Annotated in this window: 17 protein-coding genes and 3 tRNA genes; 10 read left to right on the top strand and 10 right to left on the bottom strand. The window is 57.2% G+C overall.

The features are described 5' to 3' along the window. Positions 1–17: 17 nt before the first annotated feature. The 5 genes from I6I12_RS07520 (at position 18) to I6I12_RS07500 (ending at position 5166) form a co-directional block, all read left to right on the top strand. Positions 18–818, top strand: a complete 801-nt coding sequence (locus tag I6I12_RS07520; protein ID WP_232212590.1) for a hypothetical protein — start codon at positions 18–20, stop codon at positions 816–818. A gap of 63 nt (positions 819–881) precedes the next feature. Then, positions 882–2468: a phosphoglycerate dehydrogenase gene (serA, locus tag I6I12_RS07515; RefSeq protein ID WP_023021699.1), complete on the top strand. Its 1587-nt coding sequence runs from the start codon at positions 882–884 to the stop codon at positions 2466–2468. Positions 2469–2588: 120 nt separating this feature from the next. Then, entirely contained in the window at positions 2589–3608 is a 1020-nt protein-coding gene (locus I6I12_RS07510; RefSeq protein ID WP_200287636.1) for a 3-isopropylmalate dehydrogenase, read from the top strand. A 181-nt stretch (positions 3609–3789) separates the two neighbouring features. Next, on the top strand, positions 3790–4599 hold the full coding sequence (locus I6I12_RS07505; protein WP_049360951.1) for a fumarylacetoacetate hydrolase family protein: 810 nt from the start codon (positions 3790–3792) through the stop codon (positions 4597–4599). A 201-nt stretch (positions 4600–4800) separates the two neighbouring features. Next, positions 4801–5166, top strand: coding sequence for a class I SAM-dependent methyltransferase (locus I6I12_RS07500; RefSeq protein ID WP_413462063.1), 366 nt, complete (start codon positions 4801–4803; stop codon positions 5164–5166). Here I6I12_RS07500 and I6I12_RS07495 read toward each other — a convergent pair. Continuing rightward, entirely contained in the window at positions 5163–6266 is a 1104-nt protein-coding gene (locus tag I6I12_RS07495) for an isochorismate synthase (protein WP_200287635.1), read from the bottom strand. The two genes, I6I12_RS07500 and I6I12_RS07495, sit on opposite strands and share 4 nt — an antisense overlap. Positions 6267–6366: 100 nt before the next feature. Here I6I12_RS07495 and I6I12_RS07490 point away from each other — a divergent pair, with 100 nt between their 5' ends. Then, positions 6367–7518, top strand: coding sequence for an alpha/beta hydrolase-fold protein (locus I6I12_RS07490; RefSeq protein WP_234288099.1), 1152 nt, complete (start codon positions 6367–6369; stop codon positions 7516–7518). 85 nt (positions 7519–7603) lie between these two features. Here the strand turns inward: I6I12_RS07490 and I6I12_RS07485 are convergent, their stop codons facing one another. From I6I12_RS07485 to I6I12_RS07455, 7 genes are read right to left on the bottom strand one after another with little or no spacing between them, the layout of a single operon-like run. Continuing rightward, positions 7604–9085, bottom strand: coding sequence for a choice-of-anchor M domain-containing protein (locus I6I12_RS07485; RefSeq protein WP_200287633.1), 1482 nt, complete (start codon positions 9083–9085; stop codon positions 7604–7606). Then, positions 9082–9990, bottom strand: coding sequence for an anchored repeat-type ABC transporter permease subunit (locus I6I12_RS07480; RefSeq protein ID WP_023021692.1), 909 nt, complete (start codon positions 9988–9990; stop codon positions 9082–9084). Before I6I12_RS07480 ends, I6I12_RS07485 begins: the two co-directional genes overlap by 4 nt. Then, positions 9987–10715: an anchored repeat-type ABC transporter ATP-binding subunit gene (locus I6I12_RS07475; RefSeq protein WP_200287632.1), complete on the bottom strand. Its 729-nt coding sequence runs from the start codon at positions 10713–10715 to the stop codon at positions 9987–9989. Before I6I12_RS07475 ends, I6I12_RS07480 begins: the two co-directional genes overlap by 4 nt. Next, positions 10708–11586, bottom strand: coding sequence for a choice-of-anchor M domain-containing protein (locus I6I12_RS07470; RefSeq protein WP_200287631.1), 879 nt, complete (start codon positions 11584–11586; stop codon positions 10708–10710). The genes I6I12_RS07475 and I6I12_RS07470 overlap by 8 nt, the downstream gene beginning before the upstream one ends. Next, positions 11579–13090, bottom strand: coding sequence for an anchored repeat ABC transporter, substrate-binding protein (locus tag I6I12_RS07465; RefSeq protein ID WP_200287629.1), 1512 nt, complete (start codon positions 13088–13090; stop codon positions 11579–11581). Before I6I12_RS07465 ends, I6I12_RS07470 begins: the two co-directional genes overlap by 8 nt. Beyond that, positions 13090–14691, bottom strand: a complete 1602-nt coding sequence (locus tag I6I12_RS07460) for a choice-of-anchor M domain-containing protein (RefSeq protein ID WP_200287627.1) — start codon at positions 14689–14691, stop codon at positions 13090–13092. Before I6I12_RS07460 ends, I6I12_RS07465 begins: the two co-directional genes overlap by 1 nt. 36 nt (positions 14692–14727) lie before the next feature. Next, entirely contained in the window at positions 14728–17169 is a 2442-nt protein-coding gene (locus tag I6I12_RS07455; RefSeq protein WP_200287625.1) for a choice-of-anchor M domain-containing protein, read from the bottom strand. A gap of 232 nt (positions 17170–17401) precedes the next feature. Here I6I12_RS07455 and gltX point away from each other — a divergent pair, with 232 nt between their 5' ends. From gltX to I6I12_RS07435, 4 genes are all read left to right on the top strand, one after another. Next, positions 17402–18895 (top strand): glutamate--tRNA ligase, encoded by a 1494-nt coding sequence (gene gltX, locus I6I12_RS07450; RefSeq protein ID WP_200289045.1) that lies wholly within the window; start codon positions 17402–17404, stop codon positions 18893–18895. Positions 18896–19141: 246 nt separating this feature from the next. Continuing rightward, positions 19142–19213: transfer RNA gene (locus I6I12_RS07445), tRNA-Gln, on the top strand. Between the two features lie 39 nt (positions 19214–19252). Continuing rightward, a tRNA-Glu gene (locus I6I12_RS07440) sits at positions 19253–19325 on the top strand. A gap of 690 nt (positions 19326–20015) precedes the next feature. Beyond that, positions 20016–20091, top strand: a tRNA-Glu gene (locus I6I12_RS07435). Between the two features lie 290 nt (positions 20092–20381). Here I6I12_RS07435 and I6I12_RS07430 read toward each other — a convergent pair. Together I6I12_RS07430 and I6I12_RS07425 are read right to left on the bottom strand one after the other, a co-directional pair. Beyond that, positions 20382–22589: a YhgE/Pip domain-containing protein gene (locus tag I6I12_RS07430; protein ID WP_200287623.1), complete on the bottom strand. Its 2208-nt coding sequence runs from the start codon at positions 22587–22589 to the stop codon at positions 20382–20384. A gap of 3 nt (positions 22590–22592) precedes the next feature. Next, positions 22593–25244 carry a YhgE/Pip domain-containing protein gene (locus I6I12_RS07425; RefSeq protein ID WP_200287621.1) on the bottom strand — a complete coding sequence of 884 codons (2652 nt, stop codon included), beginning with the start codon at positions 25242–25244 and terminating at the stop codon, positions 22593–22595. Between the last annotated feature and the right edge of the window lie 126 nt (positions 25245–25370).

The raw sequence follows: 25370 nt of genomic DNA, 5'->3' as shown, positions 1-25370 counted from the left end.
AACTGGTCAGGCGGGGATTGTCTGATTTGGATGAGTCTGAAATTGACCTCAATAAGGCCAAAGCGGAGAACCAAAACCGGCTGATTGACCCGAAATTTGACGGCAGATTCGTCATTGTCAATGACCCCATAGGCATCGAGGCTAGCCGCCTATTTTTTGAAGATTCCGATTCGCTCGTCCTCTTTACCGCGGATGATAAATCTATTCTGCGTGCAGCAACGTTGGCGGTAAACCAGCATTTGCCTGCGGTGCAGTATGACGACGCTAGGCGTTTGGAAATCCATAAGCTACTCACGGACCTGGGAGTACGACGCTTGGTGATTGTCGGCGATGTGCCGTGGACACAAACATCTGGGGACTTCGAGGTGATTAAGGATCCAGGTACGCACAAAGCGCTGGGAGAGTTTACGGCCTTCCAATACGGCTCCAAGGTGGTAGCTTCCCCTGAGCAAATGGTCAAAGATATTGCGCGATTGGACAAGACTCCCCAAGTGGAGCTGCGGCCCGCATGGGTGCCGTATGAAGGCGAACCTGAGGCTGATGGGAAAAAGAAGAAACCTGTCCCAGCACAGTCCCGCAGGGATGCCCAGATGGCGCCGAATATCATCGCGACAAAAGACAGTCCCATCGCGAACGTCATTACGGCTGCAGCCTATGGCGGCAAGGTGTTGGTGGTGCCGACTGTTGATCCATTGGAGGATAAGCACAGCATGGCCGCTGTTGCTGGCCTTACAGACGGTTCCTTAGTAGCCCTTGGACCGGAATTCGGTCGAGTGAAAGAATTTAAGGCAAAAATCAAGCAAGGCACTCCTTCCTGAACTACACTTCCTTGACACGCGGGAATTCCGCGTGCACCGCATCACACTTAAGCGAAGGAAGATATGTCGAAGCCGGTAGTCCTTATTGCCGATAAATTAGCTCAATCCACAGTTACGGCCTTGGGGGATTCAGTTGAGGTTCGTTGGGTGGACGGTCCAAACCGTGCGGAGTTGCTCGCCGCAGTTCCGGATGCAGAGGCTTTGCTGGTGCGTTCTGCAACTACTGTTGATGCAGAGGTTTTAGAAGCAGCTCCAAAGCTAAAAATTGTGGGCCGCGCAGGAGTAGGCCTAGATAACGTTGATATTCCGGCGGCTACGGAAAAGGGCGTCATGGTGGTAAATGCACCTACGTCTAATATTCACTCGGCGTGCGAACAGGCCATTGCATTGCTCTTGGCGACGGCGCGTCAGGTACCAGCAGCCGACCAGTCGCTGCGCGAGGGGGAATGGAAGCGTTCTTCTTTCAAGGGCGTGGAGGTATATGGAAAGACCATCGGTATTGTTGGTTTTGGACACATTGGTCAGCTCTTCGCACAGCGTCTGAAGTCTTTTGAAACGACCATCATTGCCCACGACCCCTATGCCAACCCGGCTCGTGCGGCGGCACTGGGCGTGGAACTGGTCGAATTGGAAGAGCTCATGTCTCGTTCCGATTTTGTGACCATTCACCTTCCGAAGACCCCAGAGACTGCCGGAATGTTTGATAAGGAGCTTTTGGTTAAGGCGAAGAAGGGGCAGATTCTCATTAATGCGGCTCGCGGCGGATTGGTGGATGAGGAGGCCTTGGCCGAGTCTATCGAACAGGGGCATCACCGAGGTGCGGGATTCGATGTTTTTGCTACGGAACCATGCACTGATTCTCCGCTCTTTAAGCTGCCGCAGGTCACCGTTTCCCCACACTTGGGAGCCTCCACTGTAGAGGCCCAGGACCGAGCAGGAACCGATGTGGCGGCTTCGGTGCTCAAAGCTCTCGCCGGTGAGTTTGTCCCAGATGCGGTAAACGTCTCCGGTGGGGCTGTAGGAGAAGAAGTTGCTGGCTGGCTGGATCTCGCACGCAAGCTAGGACTTACAGCTGGACGTCTGCTGGGGCAGGCACCCGTTGCCGTTGAAGTAGAAGCTTGCGGTGAGCTGTCTACCGAGGATGTAGAAGTTTTAGGTCTTTCTGCTGTCCGGGGTCTGTTTAGCGGCGTGACTTCGGAACCGGTGACATTTGTCAATGCCATGCAGATTGCGCAGAGCCGTGGGGTAGAGGTGGAGGTATCTACCAACGCGGAATCCAAGGGGCACCGCTCCTCCTTGCAGGTGAAAGTTATCGGTGCTGATGGAGAAACTTCCTCGCTGACCGGTGCGCTTATCGGCATCGATGGAACCGAAAAGTTTATCCGCATCAACGGCCGCGGCGTCGATATGCGCGCTACTGGCCGCAATCTCTTCTTCCGTTATGCGGATGCTCCGGGCGCGTTGGGAACGGTGGGCACCAAGCTAGGTGCTGCTGGAATTAATATCGTGGCGGCGGCGCTTACTCACGCTAAGCAAGAGTCTGACGCTGTCCTTATTTTGCGCGTGGATACCGAGGTGCCGGAGTCTCTCATTGCTGAGATTAATGCGGCATTGGGTGCAGAGTGCGAACAGTTAGATATGGACGCATAAAGCTGCTGGTGCAGAATCCGTGGAGCATATCCCGCGTAGTGTCAGGTAACTTCCTGCGCTGCGCGGGTCCTTTTTGATAGAGTTGGTTAAATCCACTCTATGAGAAGGGAATCCTACATAATGAAACTTGCGGTAATTGGTGGGGATGGTATTGGGCCCGAGGTAACGGCTGAGGCTCTCAAGGTGCTGCATGCCGTTCGCTCCGATATTGACACCACCGAGTATGACCTTGGTGCCCGGCGCTACCTACGCAACGGGGAGCTTCTCACGGATGCGGATTTAGCTAGTCTCTGCGAACACGATGCCATCTTATTGGGGGCTATTGGTGCCCCGGGTAAAGTGCCTCCAGGCGTATTGGAGCGAGGGCTATTGCTCAAGATGCGATTTGCGCTGGATCATTACGTAAACCTCCGTCCTTCCAAGCTGTATCCCACTGCTTCTTCGCCGTTGGCCGATCCTGGAGACATTGATTTTGTGGTGGTGCGCGAGGGCACCGAGGGGCTGTACTGCGGAAACGGTGGTACCTTGCGCGAGGGCACTGAGCGTGAGGTGGCTAGTGAGGTATCACAAAACACCCGCTTTGGCGTGGAGCGCGTAGTGCGCGATGCCTTTGCGCGGGCTGAGCAGCGCCGCAAGCACCTGACCTTGGTGCACAAAACCAATGTATTGGTCAATGCGGGTGGGCTGTGGCAGCGCACTGTCGATGACGTCGCCGCTGAGTTTCCAGAGGTTCAGGTGGACTACCAACATATCGATGCTGCGACCATTTATATGGTTACGGATCCGGCGCGATATGACGTAATAGTCACCGATAACCTTTTTGGAGACATTCTTACCGATCTTGCCGGTGCCGTAGTGGGTGGAATTGGCCTTGCTGCCTCCGGAAATATTGATGCTTCAGGAGTGAATCCCTCGATGTTCGAGCCGGTCCATGGTTCTGCACCGGATATCGCTGGGAAGGGGATCGCGGATCCGACAGCGGCTATTTTATCGGCGGCCATGCTCCTTCGGCACGTAGGCGATGAAGCCAATGCGCAACGGATAGAGGATGCGGTAGCGCAAGACGTTGCCCAACGCGGCGATGGGTCGGTGAAGACCACTGACGTCGGCGACCGAATTTCGCGCGCCCTAGCTACATAGGAGCAAACCTGCCCTGCACGATGCGCTTGCCGACGCCCCCGGATCCGAACGGTTGCTTTCATCCCCTCTTCCAAGGGCTTGCAATGGCGTTTGTAAGAACACCGCAATTTACTCAAATTAACTAATTAACACCGTAACCTTTGCACACATGTGAAGGTAACGATTGAGTAGGATTACCGCTATGCGTTTAGGACGAATTGCACACCCAGAAGGAATCTGTTTCGCCATTATCGATGGGCCGAAAGACGCCCCGATGCAAGAGCTAGTAGCAAAAGAAATTGCTGGCACGCCTTTCACTCCGCCGGAGCCAACCGGACGCGAGTGGAAGCTTAACGAGGTTCGCCTCTTGGCACCGACCCTGCCTACCAAGGTTGTGGCGCTGGGCCGCAACTATGCGGACCATGTTGCGGAAGTCTTCAAGAAGTCTGCCGATAGCTTGCCGCCCACCATCTTTATCAAGCCGTCCACCGCGGTCATCGGCCCGGATGCCGCGATCAAGATCCCAGACTATGCCACCAATGTAGAGTTTGAGGGTGAGCTTGCCGTAGTCATTTCCAAACCGTCGAAGAATATCAAGGCCGAGAACTGGCAAGACCACGTACTGGGCTACACCATTTGCAATGATGTTTCCTCCCGTGACCTGCAGTTCAAGGACGGACAATGGGCTCGTGCCAAGGGGATCGACACTTTCTGCCCGCTCGGCCCATGGATTGAGACGGATCTGGACAGCTTGAATCTGGATGACCAGAAGATTAATGCCTACCTGACACACGAGGGCTCTCGTGAGCAAAAGCAGGATTCCAATACGGACCAGATGATTGTGAAGATGGGCGGCATCTTAGAAGAGATTTCCGCCGCCTATACCTTGCTTCCCGGCGATGTCATTACTACTGGTTCACCGGCGGGCACCGCTCCGATGGTGCCGGGGGATACCATCGAAATCGAGATTCCAGGGCTGGGAACCCTGCGCAATTCCATCGACCGTGCATAACTCCCACCAGAGCGAGCATCGCCCCTACGTTCCCACTCCCGCGGAAATGGAGGAGCGGTACCGCAGCACTGATCGCGTGTGGTCAGGAAAGCCGAACTCCACCCTTGTCGATTATGCTGCGGAGCTTGCGCCTGGCTCTGCCCTGGACATTGGCTGCGGAGAAGGCGCGGACGCGCTCTGGCTTAAAACCACGGCTAGGATGTGTTGGGCATTGACTTCGCCCCGACGGCCGTAGCCCGCACTCGCGCCCTCGGCGTTGCCGCACAGGTTGCTATGTTTAGTGGCTTTAGCCATGAGCCCTTTGACTTGGTAAGCGTCCACTACGGTGGGATACGCGCAACGTCGGAAGAGGTCGAAAAGCTTGAGCACTTGGTAGCTCCAGGGGGAACACTGCTTTTTGTTCACCACGATATTGAGTCCACAGAACTGGCGATGCCGGAATGGTTGGCGCACAACCTGCAGGAATTAAAAACTATTACCCTAACTCGCCAGGAGCGCCACCTGGCTGAAGGTGCAGGTGCGCACCACCGCACCGACGTCGTGCTCGTCGCCAAGCGCGTGGGCTAGAGGCTTAGCGCCTTCAAAATGGTGCGCAGCTTAGCGGTGGTTTCTTCCAACTCCGCTTGGGCATCAGAATCGCCGACGATGCCTCCACCAGCCCAAGCGCGTGCGGAGAGTCCATCGCCGGCAACCTCTGCGCAGCGAATGGCTACCATAAATTCGCCGTCACCTGAACTATCGCACCAGCCGACCGCGCCGGCATAGAAACCACGGTCAGTCTCCGCAGTCTCAATAAGGGCTTGGGCGGCTTCGGCCGGGGTGCCACAGATAGCCGGTGTGGGATGGACCGCTAGGGCAAGCTCGAGCGCGGTCAAGTCTTTATCCTTGAGCGTTCCGGAAATCGGCGTGCCAAGGTGCCACATTTCATTGGTGCTTATCAGTTGTGGGACGTCCGGAATATCTAGTCGCTCGCACAATGGGGTGAGCGCCCGGCGCAGGTGGTCGACCACAAAAGCGTGCTCGTGGAGATCCTTGGAAGAATGCAAGAGGTCCTGTCCTGCGAGGTGATCCTCGGCCGCCGAGGCGCGGCGCGGAGACGAACCCGCCAAGGGAAAGGCTGACACAGTCGAGCCTTGACGCTTGACTAGAACCTCCGGGGAGGAGCCGACAAGCATCGCGCCCGGCCTTCCAGCGGGGGAGAGATCAGCAATGAACCCGTCACGGTTGGCAGAGAGATCGATAAGGCGCGCCGCCACGAGGCGCGGATCGATAGCTTCAGGGAATTCGATGTCTACCGCGCGGGCCAGAACTACCTTTTCTAGTTTGGAGGTTTCAATCGTGCCGATGGCTGCCTCCACGCGGCGAAGGTGTTCCTCAGGCTCTGGATCGAAGCCAACTACGCGGGAGCTTAAACTCTGGTTGCGATAATAGGCGTGCGGTTCCAGCGGGCCCTCTTCGCGGATGATGGCCTCCGGTACGGTTAGTGCCGCGGGGGTGTCCGAATCGAAGGGGATCGCACCGACGACCATCTCTACATCCTTGCTGCGGAGAGCGGAAATTGCCGCATCGGCGTCATTAAAAGCGTGGCGCGCACCTTGGGTACGGACAGACCCCGTTGCCCGTGAGAGCAAAAAATCGGGGGCGGTGCTTGGTCTGTCTTCGTGCATGAAAATATAGCTTAATGCCTTGGGCTTTTCTTACAGAATTGAGTGTGCACTGGGCGTGTAAACAGTGTCTTTAGTGAAAAATGTGGTTAGTTTTAACCTTGTGGCTAATGTTACTAATTTTCTTCGCTATTTCCTTTACCTGATTGTTGTTGGTGTGCTGGCTTGCGGGGCGCTGCTGAGCGTGTCTCCTGCCCACGCGCAAGAAGCGCCTGCACCTGCACCTGCGCCGGCCCCAGCGAACGCACCACAGCCAGCACCGGCACCAGCACCGGTACCGGGGCCGGCACCCGAAAACGCGAAGCCGGTTATCCCGCAGCCAGATGGATCCCACCTCGTTCCAGAAGGCGTGAAAGAATCCACCCCGGCACCAGCAGATAAAGGTGCTGACCAAGACAACCCGGCACCTGCTCCAGAGGGATCATCGCTTCCGGAGCCGGCGCCGCGGCCAGCGATGGTAGATGCCAGCATCAACCCCAACCCGCCATTTAAGCCGGGCTCCATACAGTCGCTCACTATGGAGCACGAGGGAAAGACCCGCAGGTATCTATTGCGCATTCCCAATAACTATTCGCCGGAAAAGGCTGCGCCTGTACTTTTCGGCTTCGGTGGATGGGGAGATTCCCCGGAAAACTATTCCAGCTACGCACGCATGCAGACCACTGAAGCCAATAACGAGGCAATCATCGTCTACCCGGAGGGTTTTGAGCGTGCTTGGGAGGCAGCACCTTATGCCAAGACGCGCGATGGTGAGGACATCCGCTTCATCAAACGCATTCTTGACTCTGTGGACAAGGACTACCACGTTGACCGCAACCGCGTGTACGCCATGGGTATGTCCAATGGCGGCGGCTTTACCTCAGTGCTGGGCTGCCACGCCCAAGATACCTTCGCCGCTGTAGCCATGGTCTCGGGTGCTTTTTATAACCCGGTCGAGGTCAACTGTGCCGATGCGCCGATGAGTACCCTCATCATGCATGGCGTCAATGACAAGATGATGACCTATGAAGGCGGTGACCGGCACGAGGCTGGCTACTTGCCGGTGCGCACCGTGCTTGGCGGCTACCTGAAACGCAATCGATGCGATATGACCTTCCAGGCGACTCCAGAGGCTGGCGGTTCCGAACGCCTGAACTTCAACGGTTGCCAAAAGGACGTACTGCTGGTCAAGGTTCCAGAAGACCACACCTGGTTCTGGCAGCCAGATACTCCAAAGGTGGTCTGGGACTTCCTCTCGTCCAAGACCAGGGTATAAAAACAGCGGCTCTTAGCCACGGATGAGGCCCAGAGGAGAGATCCTCCGGGCCTCGTTCTATGGTTGGCCGATAACTAGCACTGCGCTAGTCGACGCGCGGCAAGTGGGCCGTGGCATCATCGGCCGGCTGCTGCGCTGGGGCCTTCTTCTTGCGGAAGAACCGGACATAGACCAGCAGGCCGATTCCGAGCACCAGAGCGAATGCGCCTAGTCCGGCTAAAAGGCCCGCCCAGAAGCTGCTTTTAGCCAGGGTGGCGGTATACGCAGCGGCATTAGTCAGTACATTTCCAGTGTTTTTGCCTTCCGCAGCGCCGGCATCCGGCACCCTCTTTGCACCAGCGGTGCCTGCGGCCTTGCCCTTGGTACGCTTTGCGGACTTTGCGTCCCGAGAGCCGGTGGACTTTTTGGCCGTCGAGTGGGAAGAACCGCTGGTGGAAGCAGAACGGTGCGAGCCCGTGCCAGCGCCTCCGCTTTTTCCGGATTTCGCAGTGGAGGCAGAATCATTGACACGGCTAGTCGAATGGTGGGTCGTAGCCCCAGAACCAGCACCAGACTTTCGCGTAGTACCAGAGGCGTGAGCCGAACCCGTGGACGGCGTCTTATGTGGCGCTCCATCCTTCCCAGCGTCTTTTTCCTTGGTGCGGGAGGGCTGCTTGCGCTTGCCCGCGCTGTCCTCGTCAGAACCCTTCTTGTCTTCTTGTGGCTTGCCACCTTCTAGGAATTTCTGGCCCTCCTGCAGGGTATTGTCGAGTTCTTTGTCTAGCCCGGCGATGGCTTTGTCTACGTCTTTGACGTCTTTTTCCAGTTGCTTGGGGCGGCTATTTGAGTCGCCACCGTTGCCGGAAGCACCATCCGCATCGGTATAGTCCACGCCGCATAGATCTTTCGCATCTGCCTGCTCTCCGACGAGGAAGCCAGTATGCAAGTGGTGTCGGGTGCCGTCGGGAAGCTCAAAGGTAAAACTCACCGCGTAAGTACCCGGCTCGGTAAAGGCAAAGGCCGGGTGGGAATGGGAGTTGCCGGGGTAGTCCCAGGCAGAGCCATCGGCAGTGTCCATAAGCACCTTGGGGTCACCAAGATTCACCTGGTAGGCCAAGATGCGGCCATCCTCGGGGCCCTGTGCGATAGCCATGCTCAAGGTAGCGGTGTCTCCAGCGGCGAGGAGATCCTGAGACAGCTCTTGGGTATTAAAACCTAGCCAAGGAGCATCGGGGTCTTGCGTTTGCGGCAGAATCCAACCTTCATCGGGCAGGGAAGAATCACCGAGCTCTGATAGCGGTTGTTTAAGGTCATCAGATACCTCAATGGCAAAGGACTCAGAGTCATGCTCGACGCCCTTATCATCATCTTTCACCGTGAAGCTGAGATCACCGGAATCGCCGCTGAGCGCCATGTCCTGGTGGCCCTTGGTGATGAGGTCGAAGTCGCTGGAAGAGCATTCCGCGGTGGATTCTTCGGCATATGCGGTGGCGGGCTCGAAGGGTTCTACTCCCGCTCCCGGAAGGGCGCCGAGGCTAATAAGTCCGGCGGCGCCAAGGGCCACCGCGGTGCGGCAGACAGGTTTCATGAGGAGACGGATTCCTTTCGTGGGGTGGGGTGTGGGGCGTCGGAAAGCGAGGCACCTGCGTGCTTGCGGGCGCCGAGCAGTGGGTGGATAGCCCAAACGCCCAAGAAAATGACGGTGAGGGTGAGCACGATGGTGGCGCCGGCCGGCAGGTCAATGGCCCATGCTAGGTAGATACCGAGGAAGCTAGATAGCGCGCCAATGAGGGCGGATAGCCACATCATGGTCGTGAGGTTTGCGCTAAGTAGGCGTGCCGTCGCGGCCGGAGTGATAAGCAGTGCGAGGACCAAGATATTGCCGATCGTGCTTACGGAAATGACCACTGCGGCCGTGACGCACAGGTACAAAATGATATCCAGCACAAAGACGGGCAAGCCCATTGCGCGAGCGGTTTCCCGGTCCAAGCACGTGGCATTGAGCTGGGGGCCAAAGGCTATAACGATGGCGATAACCACGGCACATACGCAGGCCGCGATGATGATATCGGTGCGGGATACGCCGGTGAGTGAGCCGAAGAGGAAGCTTGTCAACGAGGCACTATAGCCATCGGTGCGCGAGATGATCACCATGCCCAAGGCGAAGGCCGCGGCGAAGAAGATACCGATGATGGAATCCGCTCGTACGTGGCGACGCTGCGAAAAGGCGGCGATGAGCAAGGCCACAACCGCACCGGCGACTGCGCCACCCACGAGCACCGAGGCTTGCAGGGCGAAGGCAATGGCTAGGCCAGGAAATACCGCGTGGGAGACGGCATCGCCAATAAAGGCCATGCCGCGCAGCACGACATAGCAGCCGATGACGCCGCACACGATGGCCGCCAGCAAGGAGATGCCTACCGCGCGAGCGAGGAAGTCAAGGTGGGGATTGACCAGGTCGCGCAGGAAATCGAGGAAGGAAATTTCTATCATGCGGAGACTCCAATGGCAGAAAGCAAAGGCGAACCGGCACGCACGCCAAAGGTGTGCGTCCACGGATCCGTCTGGCGAAGAAGGCGCGAAGCGGAATCATCGGCTACCACGGTGCCGTTAAAAAGAATGAGGCGGTGGCAGGAATGTGCGGCTTCAGAAAGGTTATGAGTGGACATAATGATGGAGGTGCCGCGGTGGGAAAGCTCTTCAAAAAGCTCGAGAAGCGATTCGGTATTGGGCGCATCTAGCCCGGTAAAGGGCTCATCGAGCAGCAGCACGTGTGGTTGTGTGGCGAGGGCCCGGGCGATGAGCACGCGCTGGCGTTGACCACCGGAGAGTTCTTCGATGGGGCGGGTAGAAAATTCTTCCATGTGAACCAAACGAAGCGCCTCTGCCGCCGCGGCGTGGTCCGTGGCGCGCGGTCGCTTGAGCCAGCCGATAAGGCCGGTGCGGCCGCTGAGAACGGTGCGATAGACATTGATGGGAAAGCCCCATTCCACCTCGTGGCGCTGGGGAACATACCCCACAGTGCCGGAGATGCTGCGAGTTCCGGAGGAAGGAATAAGCCCTAAAATCGCGCGCATGAGAGTGGTCTTACCAGCACCATTGGGCCCGAGGAGCCCGATGAATTCGCCCGGGCAGACGGTGAGGTTGGCATCGGTGATGACGCTGCGATGCGAGAGCGAGACGTTGAGATCAGCAACGGAAATAAGCGGTTTAGCCACGGTTATCGCCCCGCTTGGCTGAACGCAGGGCGAGTCCCAGGGCCAGTAGCAGTACTACGGCGCCGACACCGGCGAGGACAAAAACCCAGGTGGGAATAGAGGAGCCCGCGGTCTGGGCATCGTCTGGATTCCAGGTGGTGTCCTGGGCCGCTTGGACGTCGGCATCATCACCCACGGCGAAGGTGAGTACGCCATCGGTGCTGAAATCAGCACCGTCCTTGGTCTTGCCCTTTACCCTGATGCCTACCTGATGGGTGCCTGGCTCCGTAAACGTCCAGTTGGCGTGGGTGTGGGTATTGAGGTCTACCCAGAAGTCCTCGTCGCTCTTCTGCGCGGTGGACCACAAGAGCTGTGGCGCTTCGAAGCCGCCGTTTTGCAGGAAGAGGGAGAAATCGCCTGGCCCGGAATGGCCGAGGAATTCCATGGTGACTCCACGATCGGCGGCGTCGACAAGTGAGGGCGCCTGGGTATTCCACCCCAGCCAGGGAACACCGACTTGTTCGGTTTGGGGAACTACCCAGACCTTATCGCCGGATTCAGCGCCAACGAAGCCAAAGTCATCTGTATCGGGAAGGGTTTGCTGTGCCTTATCGCCCACGGAAAACACGAGGTCATCCAGGTGACGCCAGACTGGCTTATCGCCGGCATCATCGCGGGCCATAAGTTCAGAATCCGTGCCATCAAGCAGGGCACCAACGTCTACGTGACCGGTATCGATGACCTTTTCCTCGCCCTGTGGGGCAACGCGTTCATCGGCGCCGACCACCTGGGCGAGGTCGCCCGCCCAAGCAGGACTGGTAGAAAATGCCAGGCCTGCAGTAAGGACGCAGGCGGCGGTGCGGGTGGCGGTACGAGTAGCGAATTTAAGCATTTTTATCTCCATCGGTGGGGTTGGGGGTCAGGCAGCGCTGAAGGGAATCAGCGTTAAATTTCATAAGGTCGATATAGGAGCTGACGGTGTCATCGAACGTGTCGCCGTAGATGGGGCACAGCTCCACGCCTTGCTCCGCTGCAGCCTGCTTCAATGTCTCGGCGCTTGCCTGCTGCACGGGTTCTACAAACACGGCTGGCAGATGTAGGTTCTCCAGCGTGCGACGCAAGGAAATGACCTCGCGCGGGGAAGGCTCGATGGCCGGATTGGGAGTGACGAAGCCGGCCACCGACATGTCATATCCTTGCTCCAGATAGGCGTAGCCGTGGTGGGTGGTCACGAGGTGCCGGTTTTCTTTAGGGATAGAAGAAATGGCGCGGTCAACATAGGTATCCGTATTCCGCAGGCGCTGGGTGTAGGCCTCCGCCCGTTGGCGGTAGGACGCCCCGTGAGAAGGATCTGCTTGCGCCATTTCCTCGGCAATGACATCGACGTAGGCGATGGCGTTGTCCACGTTGTGCCATAGGTGCGGGTCCACCTCGCCGTGGATGTGTTTTCCTAGGACCGCTTGCGGCAATAGGTAGGTATCCGCGCCCGGCCTGCCCAGGAAGCGGTAGGCAGGATCAGGCGGAATGGGCTGCAGCACTGAAGAGGAGATGGACATCACGGTGGTGGCAGGGTCGAAACGCTTGTCCTGATCGCGCAAGTCAATGCTGTGTTTGGCTAGGTCACCTGCAATATCCAGGTGTCCGGAATCTATCACTTGCATGCCTTTAGGTGGGTTTACTCCCACGGCCACAGTGAGGTGTTGGACGTCGGTGCCCTCTGCTTGGAACCCGAGGTGATAGATCCCTGGCTGGGAAAATCCCCAAGAGACATGCGTGTGAGCGTTGGCCGGCAGGGTCACTGAGTCTTCTTTTTCATCGATGCCATCGGCCGAGTTAAAAAGGACCTCCGGGGTGCCGAAGGTAGAGACCACATAGGCGGCGACGTTACCTGGTCCGTCGGCAGAGACCATGCGGAAGTCCACTCCGGAAGAGCGCTGTTGTGCGCCGCTGATACGCAGGCCCAGCCAAATTGCCTCGAGCGAGACATCTTCTACCAGCGGCACGAGAGTGGCACCGCGGGTGGAGGCAGCATCGGCGACTTCCACCACGGGGGCATCGGTGGATTCGTGCAGTGTATCGATGAGAGACTGCGGCTCCAGCAAGTAGCCATTGCTCAGCGCCAAATCGGCATTGGCAACATCGCGGACCGTGCGCAGCGTTGGCTCAAAGGTATGCGGATCTTTTCCACTGGGGATAAGGTTTTGTACGCGGGCATCTTCTCCCGCAATGTTGCGCGCGAGATCCGCGAGGATCGGGGTGGTGGCCACCACGGTGAATTTCTCTCCGTCTCCAGCATCCAACGCGGCCGAGGGGGCACAACCAGTGGCTAGCAGGCAGGAGCCCAGCAGCGCGCCTATGGTCCGAAGCCTGCCTCTATGGGAAAGCGCACGCGCCATTAGTCCGCTGCCTTAGCTACAGCTAGGCGGGCAATGCCTAGGCCGAGGAAAAGCATGCCCAAGCCCAGTGCTCCGATGCCAAAGGGAACAATGGGAGTCCCCGTATTGGCTAAAGAACCGCCCTTGCTAGGGGCCTGCGCGGCCTGGCCAGTGCTTGTTCCGGTGCTTGTGGTAGAGCCACCAGCGCTTGCCGACGCCCCACCTGCTGCAGCACCATCCCCGCAGTCTCCGCCCTCCGGATTTACCGCAGCGCCTAGGTCGAAGTGCCCGTTGTCAAAGGCTTCCGCCGGCTTGTCGCCGCCGACCACGAAGTGAAGTGTCGCTTCGCCGGCGACTTGCTTGCCCTCATCGGTCTTGGCCACCTGGCGGATGGTGACGTCATAGGTGCCCTGCGCACCAAAGACCCAGTTGGGGTGCACGTGCGTATTGGGGGCAATCGAATAGGTGCCCTCCGCCGCATCGGCATTGCCTCGGAACCACTCATCGCCCACAATCTTTCCCAGTCCGCCCTGGGAGTAGACCATCATCGGGCCAGGGCCCTTGAAGCCTGCTAACTCCCAGGTGACATCGCCAGGGATATTCTCGCGCATGGTCGGACTTTGGGTATTAGCACCGAGCCACGGCACGCCATCGACCTGGGTAGAACCAATCATCCACGCCTGACCAGCTGGCACTGGGCCTACCTCTTGGGGCAGATCGACGCTGGATTTATCGGAGAGATAAAAGGTAGCGCCATCAGCATCGCGCCACTGGGAAGGAGAGACAGTATCGTCCTTGATTTGCGGCGTCATACCCGGGGTGCACTCTTTATCCGTAGCTGCACCGGATTTATCTGCGGCTGCAGCGCCGCCCTTGTCTGCTGAACGCGGGGTGCTCGTAGCTTCTTGGTCATTGCTAACCTCGCCAGTATCAGCCGATCGATCCGCTGCGGATGCATCGCCGCCGTCGCCCACCTCCCAGGTGTAGGTCACAGCATTGCTGGATTCGCCGTTGGAATGGGCTTGCACCGTCATGGTGTACGTGCCGGCCTCGCTAAAGGCCCAGTTGACGTGCCGGTGAGCAGGATTGGGCTGGTTGATGACCTCGCCGCTGGTGAGCTCCATTGAGCCGGAATCGGTCACCGTCTTCACATCGCCAAAGCCGCTCGTTTCAAAAACATACACTGAACCAGGTCCAGAGACTTCGGCGAATTCTAGGTCAACGTTGTCAAAGCCGCCATCGCGTGCAGGCTGGGTATCCCAGCCCGGCCAAATGATGCGTTGATCCTGGGTCTGCGGCAGGAAATAGGTGGGCTGGCCGATCTCCGGCACGGCCTCGGTGGCATCGGACCAAGCGTCCTCCACAACCTTGAGCACCACATCATCGCCGGAGCGTGGAACGCCCGATCCAGTGATGTCTTCCTTCATTGATAGGTGTAGCTGACCGTCTGGGGCCGTGACATAAAAGGCGTCTACGTGGCCAGAGTCGAAGACCTCATCAAAGGCAAGTGCCGCGGCGGGGGAGAAGAAGGCCAGTGCTGTGGCAAAGACGGCGGCGAATACGTGAATGAATCGGCGCCGCAGCGGGACGCGCCGAGGGGCAAAGGAGGGTGAATGATGCATTGTGGTTTCCCGTCTAGTTGGTGGGGTAGAAGAGGCTTAGAAGTTGAGGCCGAAGCGTTTGCGGATGAGGTCCTCGTTATCGCGGAAGAAGTTATAAAAGGCCTTGAAAACCACCACGAGAACCGCTGGGAGGACCAGACTCCACGGGCTAAACGAGGACCCTGTGGGCTCTTCTGGCCTTCCGGGGTGAGCTGGCTTGTCCGGCGTATCTGGGGTGGATGGTTGGGTGGAAGGCTCCTGGGAAGGCTCCGCGGAAGGCTTATCCGTTGGATTTTCGCTGGGCTCTCCGCTTCCGGCCGTGCCCGGCGCGCGGAAGGAACAGGAATCCAACGTCTTATCGCCCACGGCAAAGGTGAGGGTTTGGGGCGCGGACTTTAGCTCCTTGCCGTCTGTGCCCGTGGCCGTATAGGTGGCCTCAAAGGTGTACAAGCCAGGCTTGGAAAAGGCCCAGTGCGTATGGGTATGGGCCGGAAAGTTGGTTTCGATGGTGTAGTCTTTAGCCGCAGAATTGGCGAGGACCGAAAAGCCCTTGCCATGGGTGCCATCGATGAATGCGCCCCACTCGGCGCCGTCCGGCGTGGAGGTGGGCTTCAAGTTGAGATTGACGGCATTGTCCTTGGTTAAGGAATAGTCCAGATCCTGGGTGTTATAGCCTGGCCAAATGATGTTTTGGTCCTGGGTTTGCGGCAGGTGATAGAAGCGCTCACCGGGCTTTCCTAGAAAATCAAACTCCTTGCCCGCGAGCTTCTTATTGCGTGGGGTAAGAGCATTATCGTGTACACCGAGTACAACGTCATCGAGTTTGCGGTCAACAGATTTCTTGTCTACCTGCGCCGTGTCATCGCGCAGAACGGTTGCAAAGCCTCCCTCGGCAGGCTGGGCCTTGATATCTACATGCCCACGGTCTAATAGGTACTTCTCGCTGCATTGTGCATTGCCGGTTTGCGGTTTTTCGGTGCCTGGCTGCGGCGCTGAAGACGGAGTACCTTGCTCGCCGGGAGTAGTCTCCGGTTCGTCAGTGGAAGTAGAAAACTTCCCATTGACTTCATAATTTTCGCCGAAAGCAAAGGACTCGGTGATTACGCTGCTGGCATGTCCGGCCTTCAGAGTGGAATGGGGGAAGAGGTCAACCTTGGCAAAATAGCCCTTGAAGTACTCGCCCTCATCAAAGGAGACCTCGCCGTGGCCATTAGTAATAGGGGTTTCCAGATCCACGGTGGGGTATTTCGCCCCTTTGGTGTCATAGAGCCCGCCGGTGAGTAGGCCGTTGAAGTTTTTATCTTCGGTATCCACCACGATCTTGGTGCCGCCATCGCCCTGCTTGCGCATGCGGATGGTGTAGCCCAGTTCCTTTAGCTCGGTTTCCTGGGTGGGGGCAAGCTGGCGCGGCTGGGAGGTTTCCTGCCACGTATCAGCGGCGGCAGAAGAATCGGTGTGGCTGGATTTACCGGGTTGGAAGTCAAGAGGTTGGGATATCCAGCGTGGGGCATCACCCTCTGGGGTAAATACAGCCTGCACCTGGGAAGGGTCGGGGCCCATGTATTCGTCCCACTGAGCATGCCCATCCTTAACGGGAAGGTCGGTGAGGAAGTAGCCGTCGATAAGCAGCGTAAGGGTGCCTTGCGCCTTGTTCTTGGCATCGAAGGAGATGGTGGTGAGCTTGTCATCACCGTCTTTTTCGGGATTGGACTTCGGCGCCATGCGCAGGCTGTAGCCTGCAGCAGCGGCGTTACCGGCTGCGGATTGTGCGAAGCGTTCCTTGAGGCTCGGCGTCTTTTCTTCTTTGGGTTTCTGCCCGCCCACTTGGATGGTGGTGGTCTGTGGCTCATTGGCTATGAGCTGGCCGTCCTTTCCGCGCGCACTAGTGCGGTAGGTCAGGCGGTATCGTCCGGGCTTGGTAAACAGCGTGGAGTTGTGCGTATGCGTGCCGGCAACAAGGTAAGCAGAGTGCGGCGAATCCGGGAAGGAACCGAGCATGCGGTGCAGCTGGGTGCCGGCCTCATCATCTTTATTGGTAAAAAGCTCTACCTCGCCGGGGCCATCGACGCTGAGCAAATCAAGGAACGCGACCCCGTCACGGAATTTGTCCGTGGGCAAGGAGGTATCGGCGCCAAAGCCCAGCCAAATGGGTGAAGTATTGCCGGATACTTGGTGCGGCGCTGTGTAGTAGGTTGTACCAGGTGCCCCAATGTAGTCTTGCGTCCCGTTTGCCGGAAGCGTATAGAGATACTGGTTGCTGTTATCCGTGGCGCTGTAGCCCTTGCCCACCCAGGCAACGGTGTCGGCTATCGGGGGCTCTTGACCGCCAAACTCGGACTTTAGGACGAAATCGTTGTTCTCCCAGAAAGACTTGGGGGAGTCAACGTGGGTATTGGTAGCGATGTGCTTGCCATCATCCGGGCCCGCGACAGCCGTGGCGGGAGCGATTAGCGCCAACGTGCTCAGCGTGGCAAGGAAACGGGTGCGTGGGGAAGCCACAGTTGGGAAGGCCTTTCTACAGTTCTCACAAGTTCACCAGAAACTATAGAAAATGATTCCCATAACCTGTTAGACCTAATGGAAGTCAGTTTCATTGACCTGTGGTTTTGTAGTGAAACCTGTTTCCAATTACCCCAATTTGCGTGTAGGAATAAACTGCAAACCGCTACGCGCCGGGCAGGTTTCAGGGGCGCCTGGGCTGGTGCGGACTGGAATCGGCGGCTCCACTACGATGGTGGGCATGACTGAAGTACGCGTTAGATTCTGTCCATCCCCAACCGGCACACCGCACGTAGGCATGGTGCGCACCGCACTATTCAACTGGGCCTACGCCCGTCATACCGGCGGAAAGCTGGTATTTCGCATCGAGGACACCGATGCCGCCCGTGACTCTGAAGAGTCCTACCAGGCCATCATTGATTCCCTGACCTGGCTCGGGCTGGGCTGGGATGAGGGCATCAATGTCGGTGGCCCGCACGAGCCTTACCGTCAGTCCCAGCGCATGGACATCTACAAGGAAGTCCTAGACAAGCTCATCGAAGGTGGCTTTGTCTACCCGGCATATTCCACCGCCCAAGAGGTAGAGGAGCGCCACAAGGCGGCTGGCCGTGACCCGAAGTTGGGCTATGACAACTTTGACCGTGATCTCACCCAGGAGCAGATCGACGCTTTTGAGGCCGAAGGCCGCAAGCCGGTGTGGCGCCTACGCATGCCGGATCAGGACTGGACCTGGACTGACTTGGTCCGCGGGGAAATGACCTTCAAGTCTGAAACCCAGCCGGATTACGTGGTTGCTCGTTCCAACGGTGCGCCGCTCTACACCCTGGTTAACCCGGTGGATGATGCCCTAATGCGCATCACCCATGTGCTGCGCGGTGAAGATCTGCTGTCTTCTACTCCGCGGCAGCTCGCGCTTTACGACGCCCTGCAGAAGATCGGCATTGCCGAGTTCACTCCAGAGTTTGGTCACCTACCGTTCGTGATGGGCGAGGGTAATAAGAAGCTCTCTAAGCGTGATCCGCAGTCCAACCTGTTCAACCACCGTGATAATGGCATTATCCCGGAGGGCATGCTTAACTATCTCTCCCTGCTAGGGTGGTCGCTGTCTGCAGACCAGGATATTTTCAGCATGGAAGATTTGGTGAAGAACTTTGATGTCCACGATGTGCTGGGGAATCCGGCCCGCTTTGATCAGAAGAAGCTCGAGGCTATCAATGCCGACCATATCCGCCAGCTGGAACCAGAAGAGTTTGCCTTCCGTCTGCGCAACTACCTGACGGAATACACCGACTTTCCGGCCGACTATGACGGCGAGAAATTTGCCTTCGCGGCAGATCTGGTACAGACCCGTATCAAGACGCTTTCCGATGCTTATGGCCTCATGAGCTTCTTGGTTACCCCAGATGCGGAACTTCAACTCGATGAGAAGGCAGCGAAGAAGAACCTCAAGGAAGAGGCCGTGCAGCCTCTGGAGGTAGGTATTGAAACCCTCGAAGGCGTTGCCGAGTGGAAGACCGAGAATATCGAGGCGGCCCTTTCCCAGGCGCTTATTGAAGACCTAGAGCTGAAGCCTCGTAAGGCTTATGGTGCGCTGCGCGTAGCTATTTCTGGTGCCCAGGTTTCCCCACCGCTCTTTGAGTCCATGGAGCTGCTGGATAAGGAATCTACCTTGGCCCGCCTGCGTGCCGCACGCGAGGTGACTCCCTACGTCCCGGCGGCGCAGTAGGTAACGCTGCGGCAAGCGCTGCAGTCAACGCTGGGATTAAGAACTCCTCTCGCGTTAGCGCGGTGGATGACGGCTGAACTACAGCACTGTCATTCACCGCATTTTTAATGCCGCCTTTATGGGCTGAAAAAGCGTTATGCGCTGGCGATTTGGCAGTTTACGCGAAGATCATTATAGTTATTACACGTTGCAGCGAGCAAGGGAGAACGGCTGAAAGGCAGTTAGCTTCCCTAGCGAGTTAGCAAATGGCCTATGGTGTAATTGGCAACACAGCGGTTTCTGGTACCGCCATTCTAGGTTCGAGTCCTGGTAGGCCAGCAGTGAAAATGCTTTAAACGGCAGGCTCACTAGTTCTATGCCCCGTTCGTCTAGCGGCCTAGGACGCCGGCCTCTCACGCCGGTAACACGGGTTCAAATCCCGTACGGGGTACAAAGACCTCCAGCTTAGCGCTGGAGGATTTTTCATATCCGAGTCGGTATCCTTTCGGGGCTTAAAGGGGAAGGTATCGATTGTGAGGTGTCGTCTAAAGGCCACGTGGAGATGTGGTCAAGCATGGGGGACTGGTTATAACCTAACCCCGGACCATTGGTAGCTTTCGCGCAGGCAGCGACGCGCCGCCGATAAGACCAGGGTTAAGACCACCGCGAAGTTGTGCAAACCCCTTCCAGTCCTGCAAGTACAGGCATAGACTGCAAGTACAGCAGAAAACAGACAGAAAGGAGAGCGGGTGACAGAAATCGAAACGCACCACAGCGAAGGCGCACAGGCCGAAAGCATAGCCAGGTAGTAACGCTATAATCCACAACTTCCTTCCCACCAACATTTGTACGAAGTATAGGAGCCTGCAGTATATGCACTTCGACGCACAGCGCCATCCCGAGTCCTACTAGCACAGCGTTCTCGGCCACGGACTATCCACAGATTGCCTGCGGAATAACCACTGATTCGATCCGCACCTCGGCCATGAAGAAACCTCACTGCAGTAGAAGACTCGGGACCCTTTTCGTTTTCCTAGCCTCCGCCCTCAAAACCGCCCCTAAGCGTGCGATTTGTGCTCAGTTAACCCATCGTTTACTCTTAACGAGTCCGCAACGCACAGTGTGTGCTTGCTGCGAACGCGCCCCGTTCGTCTAGCGGCCTAGGACGCCGGCCTCTCACGCCGGTAACACGGGTTCAAATCCCGTACGGGGTACCACTACCAAGCTGCGAGCCTCATGGCTCGCAGCTTTTGTTTTCCCTAGTTCCCAAAGCGCATTCCTTGAGACTGTTGGGGCATATAAGTCGGCCTTTCAGGCGCCTGCATTCTTCAATTCTCGCTCGATTCTCGTCGATCGCCCTAACAGTGCAGCAGGCGGCGTTGCACCTCCCTACAGTGAGTTCTGAGCGGTCAGCTGCGCCCTGCGCTAGACCGCAGCAAGAAAGAAGCCCAACGGGCCGTGAAACGGCTCGCTGGGCTGTGTAGAGGAGGGCGTCGCCAAGCGCTGGCTATGCCATCACCTTCGTCTTCTTAATCGCCTTTTGTAGGCGCTTATGGTAGGCGTCCATGGTGCGGCGTATAAGGAGCCCGACGAGCAATGCTGGGATGGTAAACAGCAGCAGCATGCCCAGCTCACGCCAAATATCGCCATGGTAGATGCCCGCGATGGCGCTGCGGAAGGCATCGATAGCATAAGTAGCTGGCAACCAAGGGCTCACGTTCTGGAACCATTCAGGCAGCAATGGCAACGGGTAGGCGCCGCCGGAACCAGACACTTGTATCACAAGCAGCAATACCGCCAAGGCCTTGCCGGCACTATCGAGTGTGATGACCAGTGAGTAAATGATCAACATGAATACCAGCGAAACTACCCATGCTGCGAACATGAGCATGAATGGATGTGCAGGCTCGATTTGGACGAAGAAAATGAGGCTAAGCACCACCAAGGTGGCTTGAGCCAGACCGACCAACGCAAGCGTGGCAAAGCGACCGAAGAATGCCTGGCCACGGGTGAAATCGCTTTCGTCGTACTTGCCGTTCTCGTCTTTTCGCAAGTACTTGCGCTCGGCGTTGGTATGGACCAGCACGCACGCTAGGAGAGCACCTACCCACAGCGACAGGGTCAGGTAGAACGGTGTCATGCCTACGCCGAAGGCGGCCACAGGATAGACCGGTTCACGGTCCACAGCCACAGGAGCAGCAATGCGGGAGGCGAGTAGCTCTGGGTCAGAGCCAACGATATCGGCCAGTTTGCTTAGGTCGCCGCCATGGCGAACCTCGTCGATCTTGCGTCCCATGTCCGCGAAACGGCCGCTTTGCTCCCGCAGGGTGCCAGCGAGGCCAGCAGTAGTATCGCGGGCGCGGGCCAGGCTTTGTTGTGGTGACTCGTTATTGCGAGAAACCGAGTCGCGAATACCAGCTATGTCCTGCTTAACAGCATCAATATCGCCGGCCACCACAGAGACGCTTTGGTTGAGCTGATCCAGCTGGGGCTTGAGGTTCTCGTTATAGGAAGTGCGCGCCTTCTCTGCGGCGTGCTTCGCATTGGCGATGGCATCCTTGGTGCGCTGGCGCGATTCTTGCGAGGTACCACGGCCCTGCTCAATATCATCGGCGGTCGAAACCAACGAATCATGTAGCGCGTTGCTCTGGGCGATAGAAGCATCAATCTGGCCCATCAACGCCTTATAGCCGCCAGCGACTGGAGCCGGCAGCGCCGCTTTATCGGCTTGCTCCTTGATGGAAGCGCGTACGCCCTCAAAGGCGCTCGTTTGCTCATCTACACGTTCAGCTGCGGTGCGGTAGGTCTGCGCCGTTTGTGCGGTGGCGTTACTTGCGTTATTGAGCAACTCATCCACCTGGGCAGAAAGCGCATCGTAGCTTTGCGTAGTAGCCGCTAAGGAAGCGTCTAATGAACCTGCAGAGTCATTGAGGGTGGAGCGCAGAATGTCGATGGGGTTTTCGCCTTGGGCATTGTCCGTCTCCGTGGCCTGGCGGCCGGCCTCGGCGAGGATATTATCCGCTGCCTGCGTAAGCGGCAGGGTGGAATCGACAAGATTGCTTAGTGCACCTACAGTGCCTGAAGCCGCATCGAGGCGAGTGCTGACATTATTGATGCGGTTGTGAAGGTTATTGAGTGCCGTCTGGGTGTCGTCTTCGTTGAGGTATTTATCTAAATCGGATACGACGCCGAGGCCAACATTGGACACCACGCGGGTGAAGGACTCGTCGATTTTTTGAATGACGCCGTCCGCACTCTTTTGCGTGATGGTGGTAGACAGCGCGTTCTTCTTCTCATTGGTATAGAGATTGAGCTTGCTGGGCTCGGTTCCTTCTACATAAAAGGTAAGCAGATCCGCGCTGAAATCCTTTGGCAGGACGATGCCGGCATAGTATTCACCGGATTTTGTTCCCTCGACCGCATCGGCGCTGTCGGTAATGACCCAATCAATATCGTGATTGCGGCTGAGCTGCGAGAGTACTTCATCGCCCAAATTAAGCTTCAATGAGGCTAGGTCGCTTTCGTGTCCCTCATCTTCGCTGGCAACAGCAATCTTGAGCTGGTTGGTATTGGCAAAAGGATCCCAGCTGGCGAGCACGTTGAAGGAGGTAAAAAGCAATGGAATGATAGCAAGACCGAAGATAATGACTGCGGTCATGACATTGGTGCGAATGGCGTGGAGGTCATCGCGGAGAATGGTCAGAACGTTTTTCATGACTTACTCGCCGCCCTTTCCGGAGTCATCGCCTTCAACGGCGGGTATTTCTTTGGTCTCGGTGGTATCAGCAGGTGCGGATTCCTCGTCCAAATCTTCCAGGAGGTAGCGGTTTGGATGTTCCTGCTGGTGCTCGAGGTTCTCCTGGATTTCCTCGTCGCTAAGATCCGCCAGGCGGTTATCATGTGCGATGCTCTGCTTGACGTACTCGAGGGAACAGATAACACCCACCGCGATGAGCGTAACCAGGCAGGCTAGGCCGAAGATGATGGCCTTTTCTCCAGGGTTAATGCGTGAGTAGATACCCAAAGCGACAACCAGCGCCAGGCCCACCGCCACGGTGATTTTCATCAACTGAGAGTAGTTCCTGCGCACCATGCCCCACTTATTCTCAAGGCTTTGTTGATAAGCCTCGCGGTCGTTCAAGGCATAGAGGAGATCGGTGAAACGGTAGCGGCTTCCTACAAGGTGGACCTGTTCATTGATAACCAATCCACCCTTGCGCAGTTCGTCGTTGACCAACATATTGACGTTGGACAAGCCACGGCGCATCACCGAACCGATGAGGTAAGCAATCGCCGCCATGCCGATGAGGGCGCAGAGGTCACGTGCGTAATGGTTACCGTAGAAACCTCCGACGGTTTCTCGCATGGCGTCAATGCCGTAGGTAAAGGGGAGGAACGGGTGTACCGCACGGAAGAAATCTGGCGTCATCTCAATCGGGTAGAGGCCGGAAGCGCCAGGAATCTGGATGAAGGCAAAGACCACCGCGATGCCTCGGCCCACGTGGCCAAACGTAGACACCAAGCTATAGGTAATGCTCAGATAGCACAGGCCGACGATGACTGCGGTACCGACATAAGCCACTGCATTGGCATGCTCCACTCCAATGGCAAGGTTGCCGATGGACACGATGAGCGCCTGGGCGATGGCAAAGAAGGAGAGTAGGAGGAAGCGGGCAAGGTACGCCTTGGTGATGGTGAGGTTCTTGCGGCCCTGCGGGTCTACCTCAGCGCGGAAGATGATGAGCAGCATGAAAGCGCCGATCCACAACGTGAGGTTGATAAATAGGGAGGACATGCCCGAGCCATAGTGCTTCACCGGGAAGACGGCGTGGCTTTCCATCTCCGCAGGGGAGGCAAGGAAGGAGGAAACCTCGTCGGTATTTAGGCCCTTGACTGACTGCAGGATGGAATTGTTATTGGCGGTATTACTCAACGCCAGCACATCGCTGCGGGAGGCCCGGAGTCCCTGTTCAATGCCATCGAGGTCTACAGAAAAGCGCTCGACCACCTGTTGGGCTTGGTTGAGCTGCTTGTCGACGCCGCCTAAGAGCCCATCGGTCTGGCCCACCAGTGCCTTTTGGCTTTCGAGCGAGGCGGAAAGTTTTCCGGTGGTAGCTGTGACGTCGGAAAGCGCGGCATTGAGCTTGGGCAAGCCTTCGGCCACATTATCGCGCAGCGCGTGGGAGTCATCGCGCGTTTGGGCAGCCATCTTATCCAGCAAGCTCGTTGTCTTATTGAGCGAATCGATGGTGTCGTTGGTATCGCCGTTGAGAGAGTCCAGGTCACCGAGGACTGCGCGGTTCTGATTATTGCGTTCACGCAAATCTCCCACCTGATCTTTAATCTGCTGGGAAACCTGCGGGGGCAGGGCTGGAGATGAGGCGAGCTTATCGAGCTGGTCAATAGCCCGATCCGCTTCACCAACGATGCCTGCTGCGCCAGCAGAAGCGGCATCGACGCGAGTGAGGGCACCGCGTAGCTTGCCAGATACCGAGCCCACGGTAGCGTTGGCAGAAGCAGTGCCGTCTGCCAACGCGGTCGTTCCTTCCACATAAGCGGCCGTGGCGTCATCGGAGAAAGAAGTGACCTCGCGCTGGACCTCGGCGGTAATTGAAGTAACTTCGTTCAACGCGGTCTGCGCGTCATCGACGGTCTGTTGGACTGTACCGAGTGATTCGCGGGCTTGCGCGATAGTCGGGCGTGCGTCATCGATGGTGGCGTGAACGTCGGCCAACTGGCTGCGCGAGTTGGCTACAGTGTCTGCGGTTTCCGAAAAAGAATCCGCGGTATCGCTCGCGGTACGGTTAATCTTCTGGCTTAAATCACCACCGGAATTTTTAAGCTCCGTCGCCACTGAATCTGCCACTTGCTCATTGAAAGTAGTGCTAATAGTGGTATCCAGAGTCGAAGCACCGGTATCAGTAATCTTCGGCGCGATTGCATTGAGCTTTTCGTTAACGTGGTATTCGAGCGTGGGCTGAGAATACGTACCTTTAAACAGGCTGACGAAATCGGCCGAGAAGTCCTCGGGCACTATTACCGAGGCGAAGACGTCGCCCTTCTTAACGGCGTCCTCGGCTTCTTGCCTGTCCATGAATTGCCAGCCAAGCCTGTCGTTATCATGCAGCTTGTCAATCATTTGTCCGCCGACGTCTAAGTGGCCGGTCATCTCCGAGGTGGCGCCCTTGTCCTCATTTACAACGGCGACCTTGAGGTGTTCTGTGTTTCCGTAGGGATCCCAGAAACCGGAGATGTTTACCCAGGAATACAGGGCTGGGGTGATCATCAAACCAATAAGGATCACCCAGACCTGCGGGGTCCGCCACAAGCGGACAAAATCTTGGAGAAAAATCTTCCAACTAGTAATCACTCGAAGAACCGTAGCACCCAACCGGAAAGAACTAATAGTCTGACTGTCAGTTTTAACAGAAATGAGAGAGTGTGTCCTGTCGAGCTCGCAGATATGTTTCTGGTGTGAATTTCGGGGCGCTCTTTA

This window comes from Corynebacterium kefirresidentii (assembly GCF_016599755.1).
GTDB classification, from domain to species: domain Bacteria; phylum Actinomycetota; class Actinomycetes; order Mycobacteriales; family Mycobacteriaceae; genus Corynebacterium; species Corynebacterium kefirresidentii.
The sequence above is the reverse complement of the archived record's forward strand: the minus strand, read 5'-3'. Positions and strand labels throughout refer to the sequence as shown.

Coding starts and splice junctions, on each gene's coding strand:
- I6I12_RS07470 (WP_200287631.1), bottom strand. CDS start 11,586: ATGCTTAAATTCGCTACTCGTACCGCCACCCGCACCGCCGCCTGCGTC.
- I6I12_RS07460 (WP_200287627.1), bottom strand. CDS start 14,691: ATGCATCATTCACCCTCCTTTGCCCCTCGGCGCGTCCCGCTGCGGCGC.
- I6I12_RS07430 (WP_200287623.1), bottom strand. CDS start 22,589: ATGAAAAACGTTCTGACCATTCTCCGCGATGACCTCCACGCCATTCGC.
- serA (WP_023021699.1), top strand. CDS start 882: ATGTCGAAGCCGGTAGTCCTTATTGCCGATAAATTAGCTCAATCCACA.
- I6I12_RS07480 (WP_023021692.1), bottom strand. CDS start 9,990: ATGATAGAAATTTCCTTCCTCGATTTCCTGCGCGACCTGGTCAATCCC.
- I6I12_RS07510 (WP_200287636.1), top strand. CDS start 2,589: ATGAAACTTGCGGTAATTGGTGGGGATGGTATTGGGCCCGAGGTAACG.
- I6I12_RS07465 (WP_200287629.1), bottom strand. CDS start 13,090: ATGGCGCGTGCGCTTTCCCATAGAGGCAGGCTTCGGACCATAGGCGCG.
- I6I12_RS07505 (WP_049360951.1), top strand. CDS start 3,790: ATGCGTTTAGGACGAATTGCACACCCAGAAGGAATCTGTTTCGCCATT.
- gltX (WP_200289045.1), top strand. CDS start 17,402: ATGGTGGGCATGACTGAAGTACGCGTTAGATTCTGTCCATCCCCAACC.
- I6I12_RS07495 (WP_200287635.1), bottom strand. CDS start 6,266: ATGCACGAAGACAGACCAAGCACCGCCCCCGATTTTTTGCTCTCACGG.
- I6I12_RS07485 (WP_200287633.1), bottom strand. CDS start 9,085: ATGAAACCTGTCTGCCGCACCGCGGTGGCCCTTGGCGCCGCCGGACTT.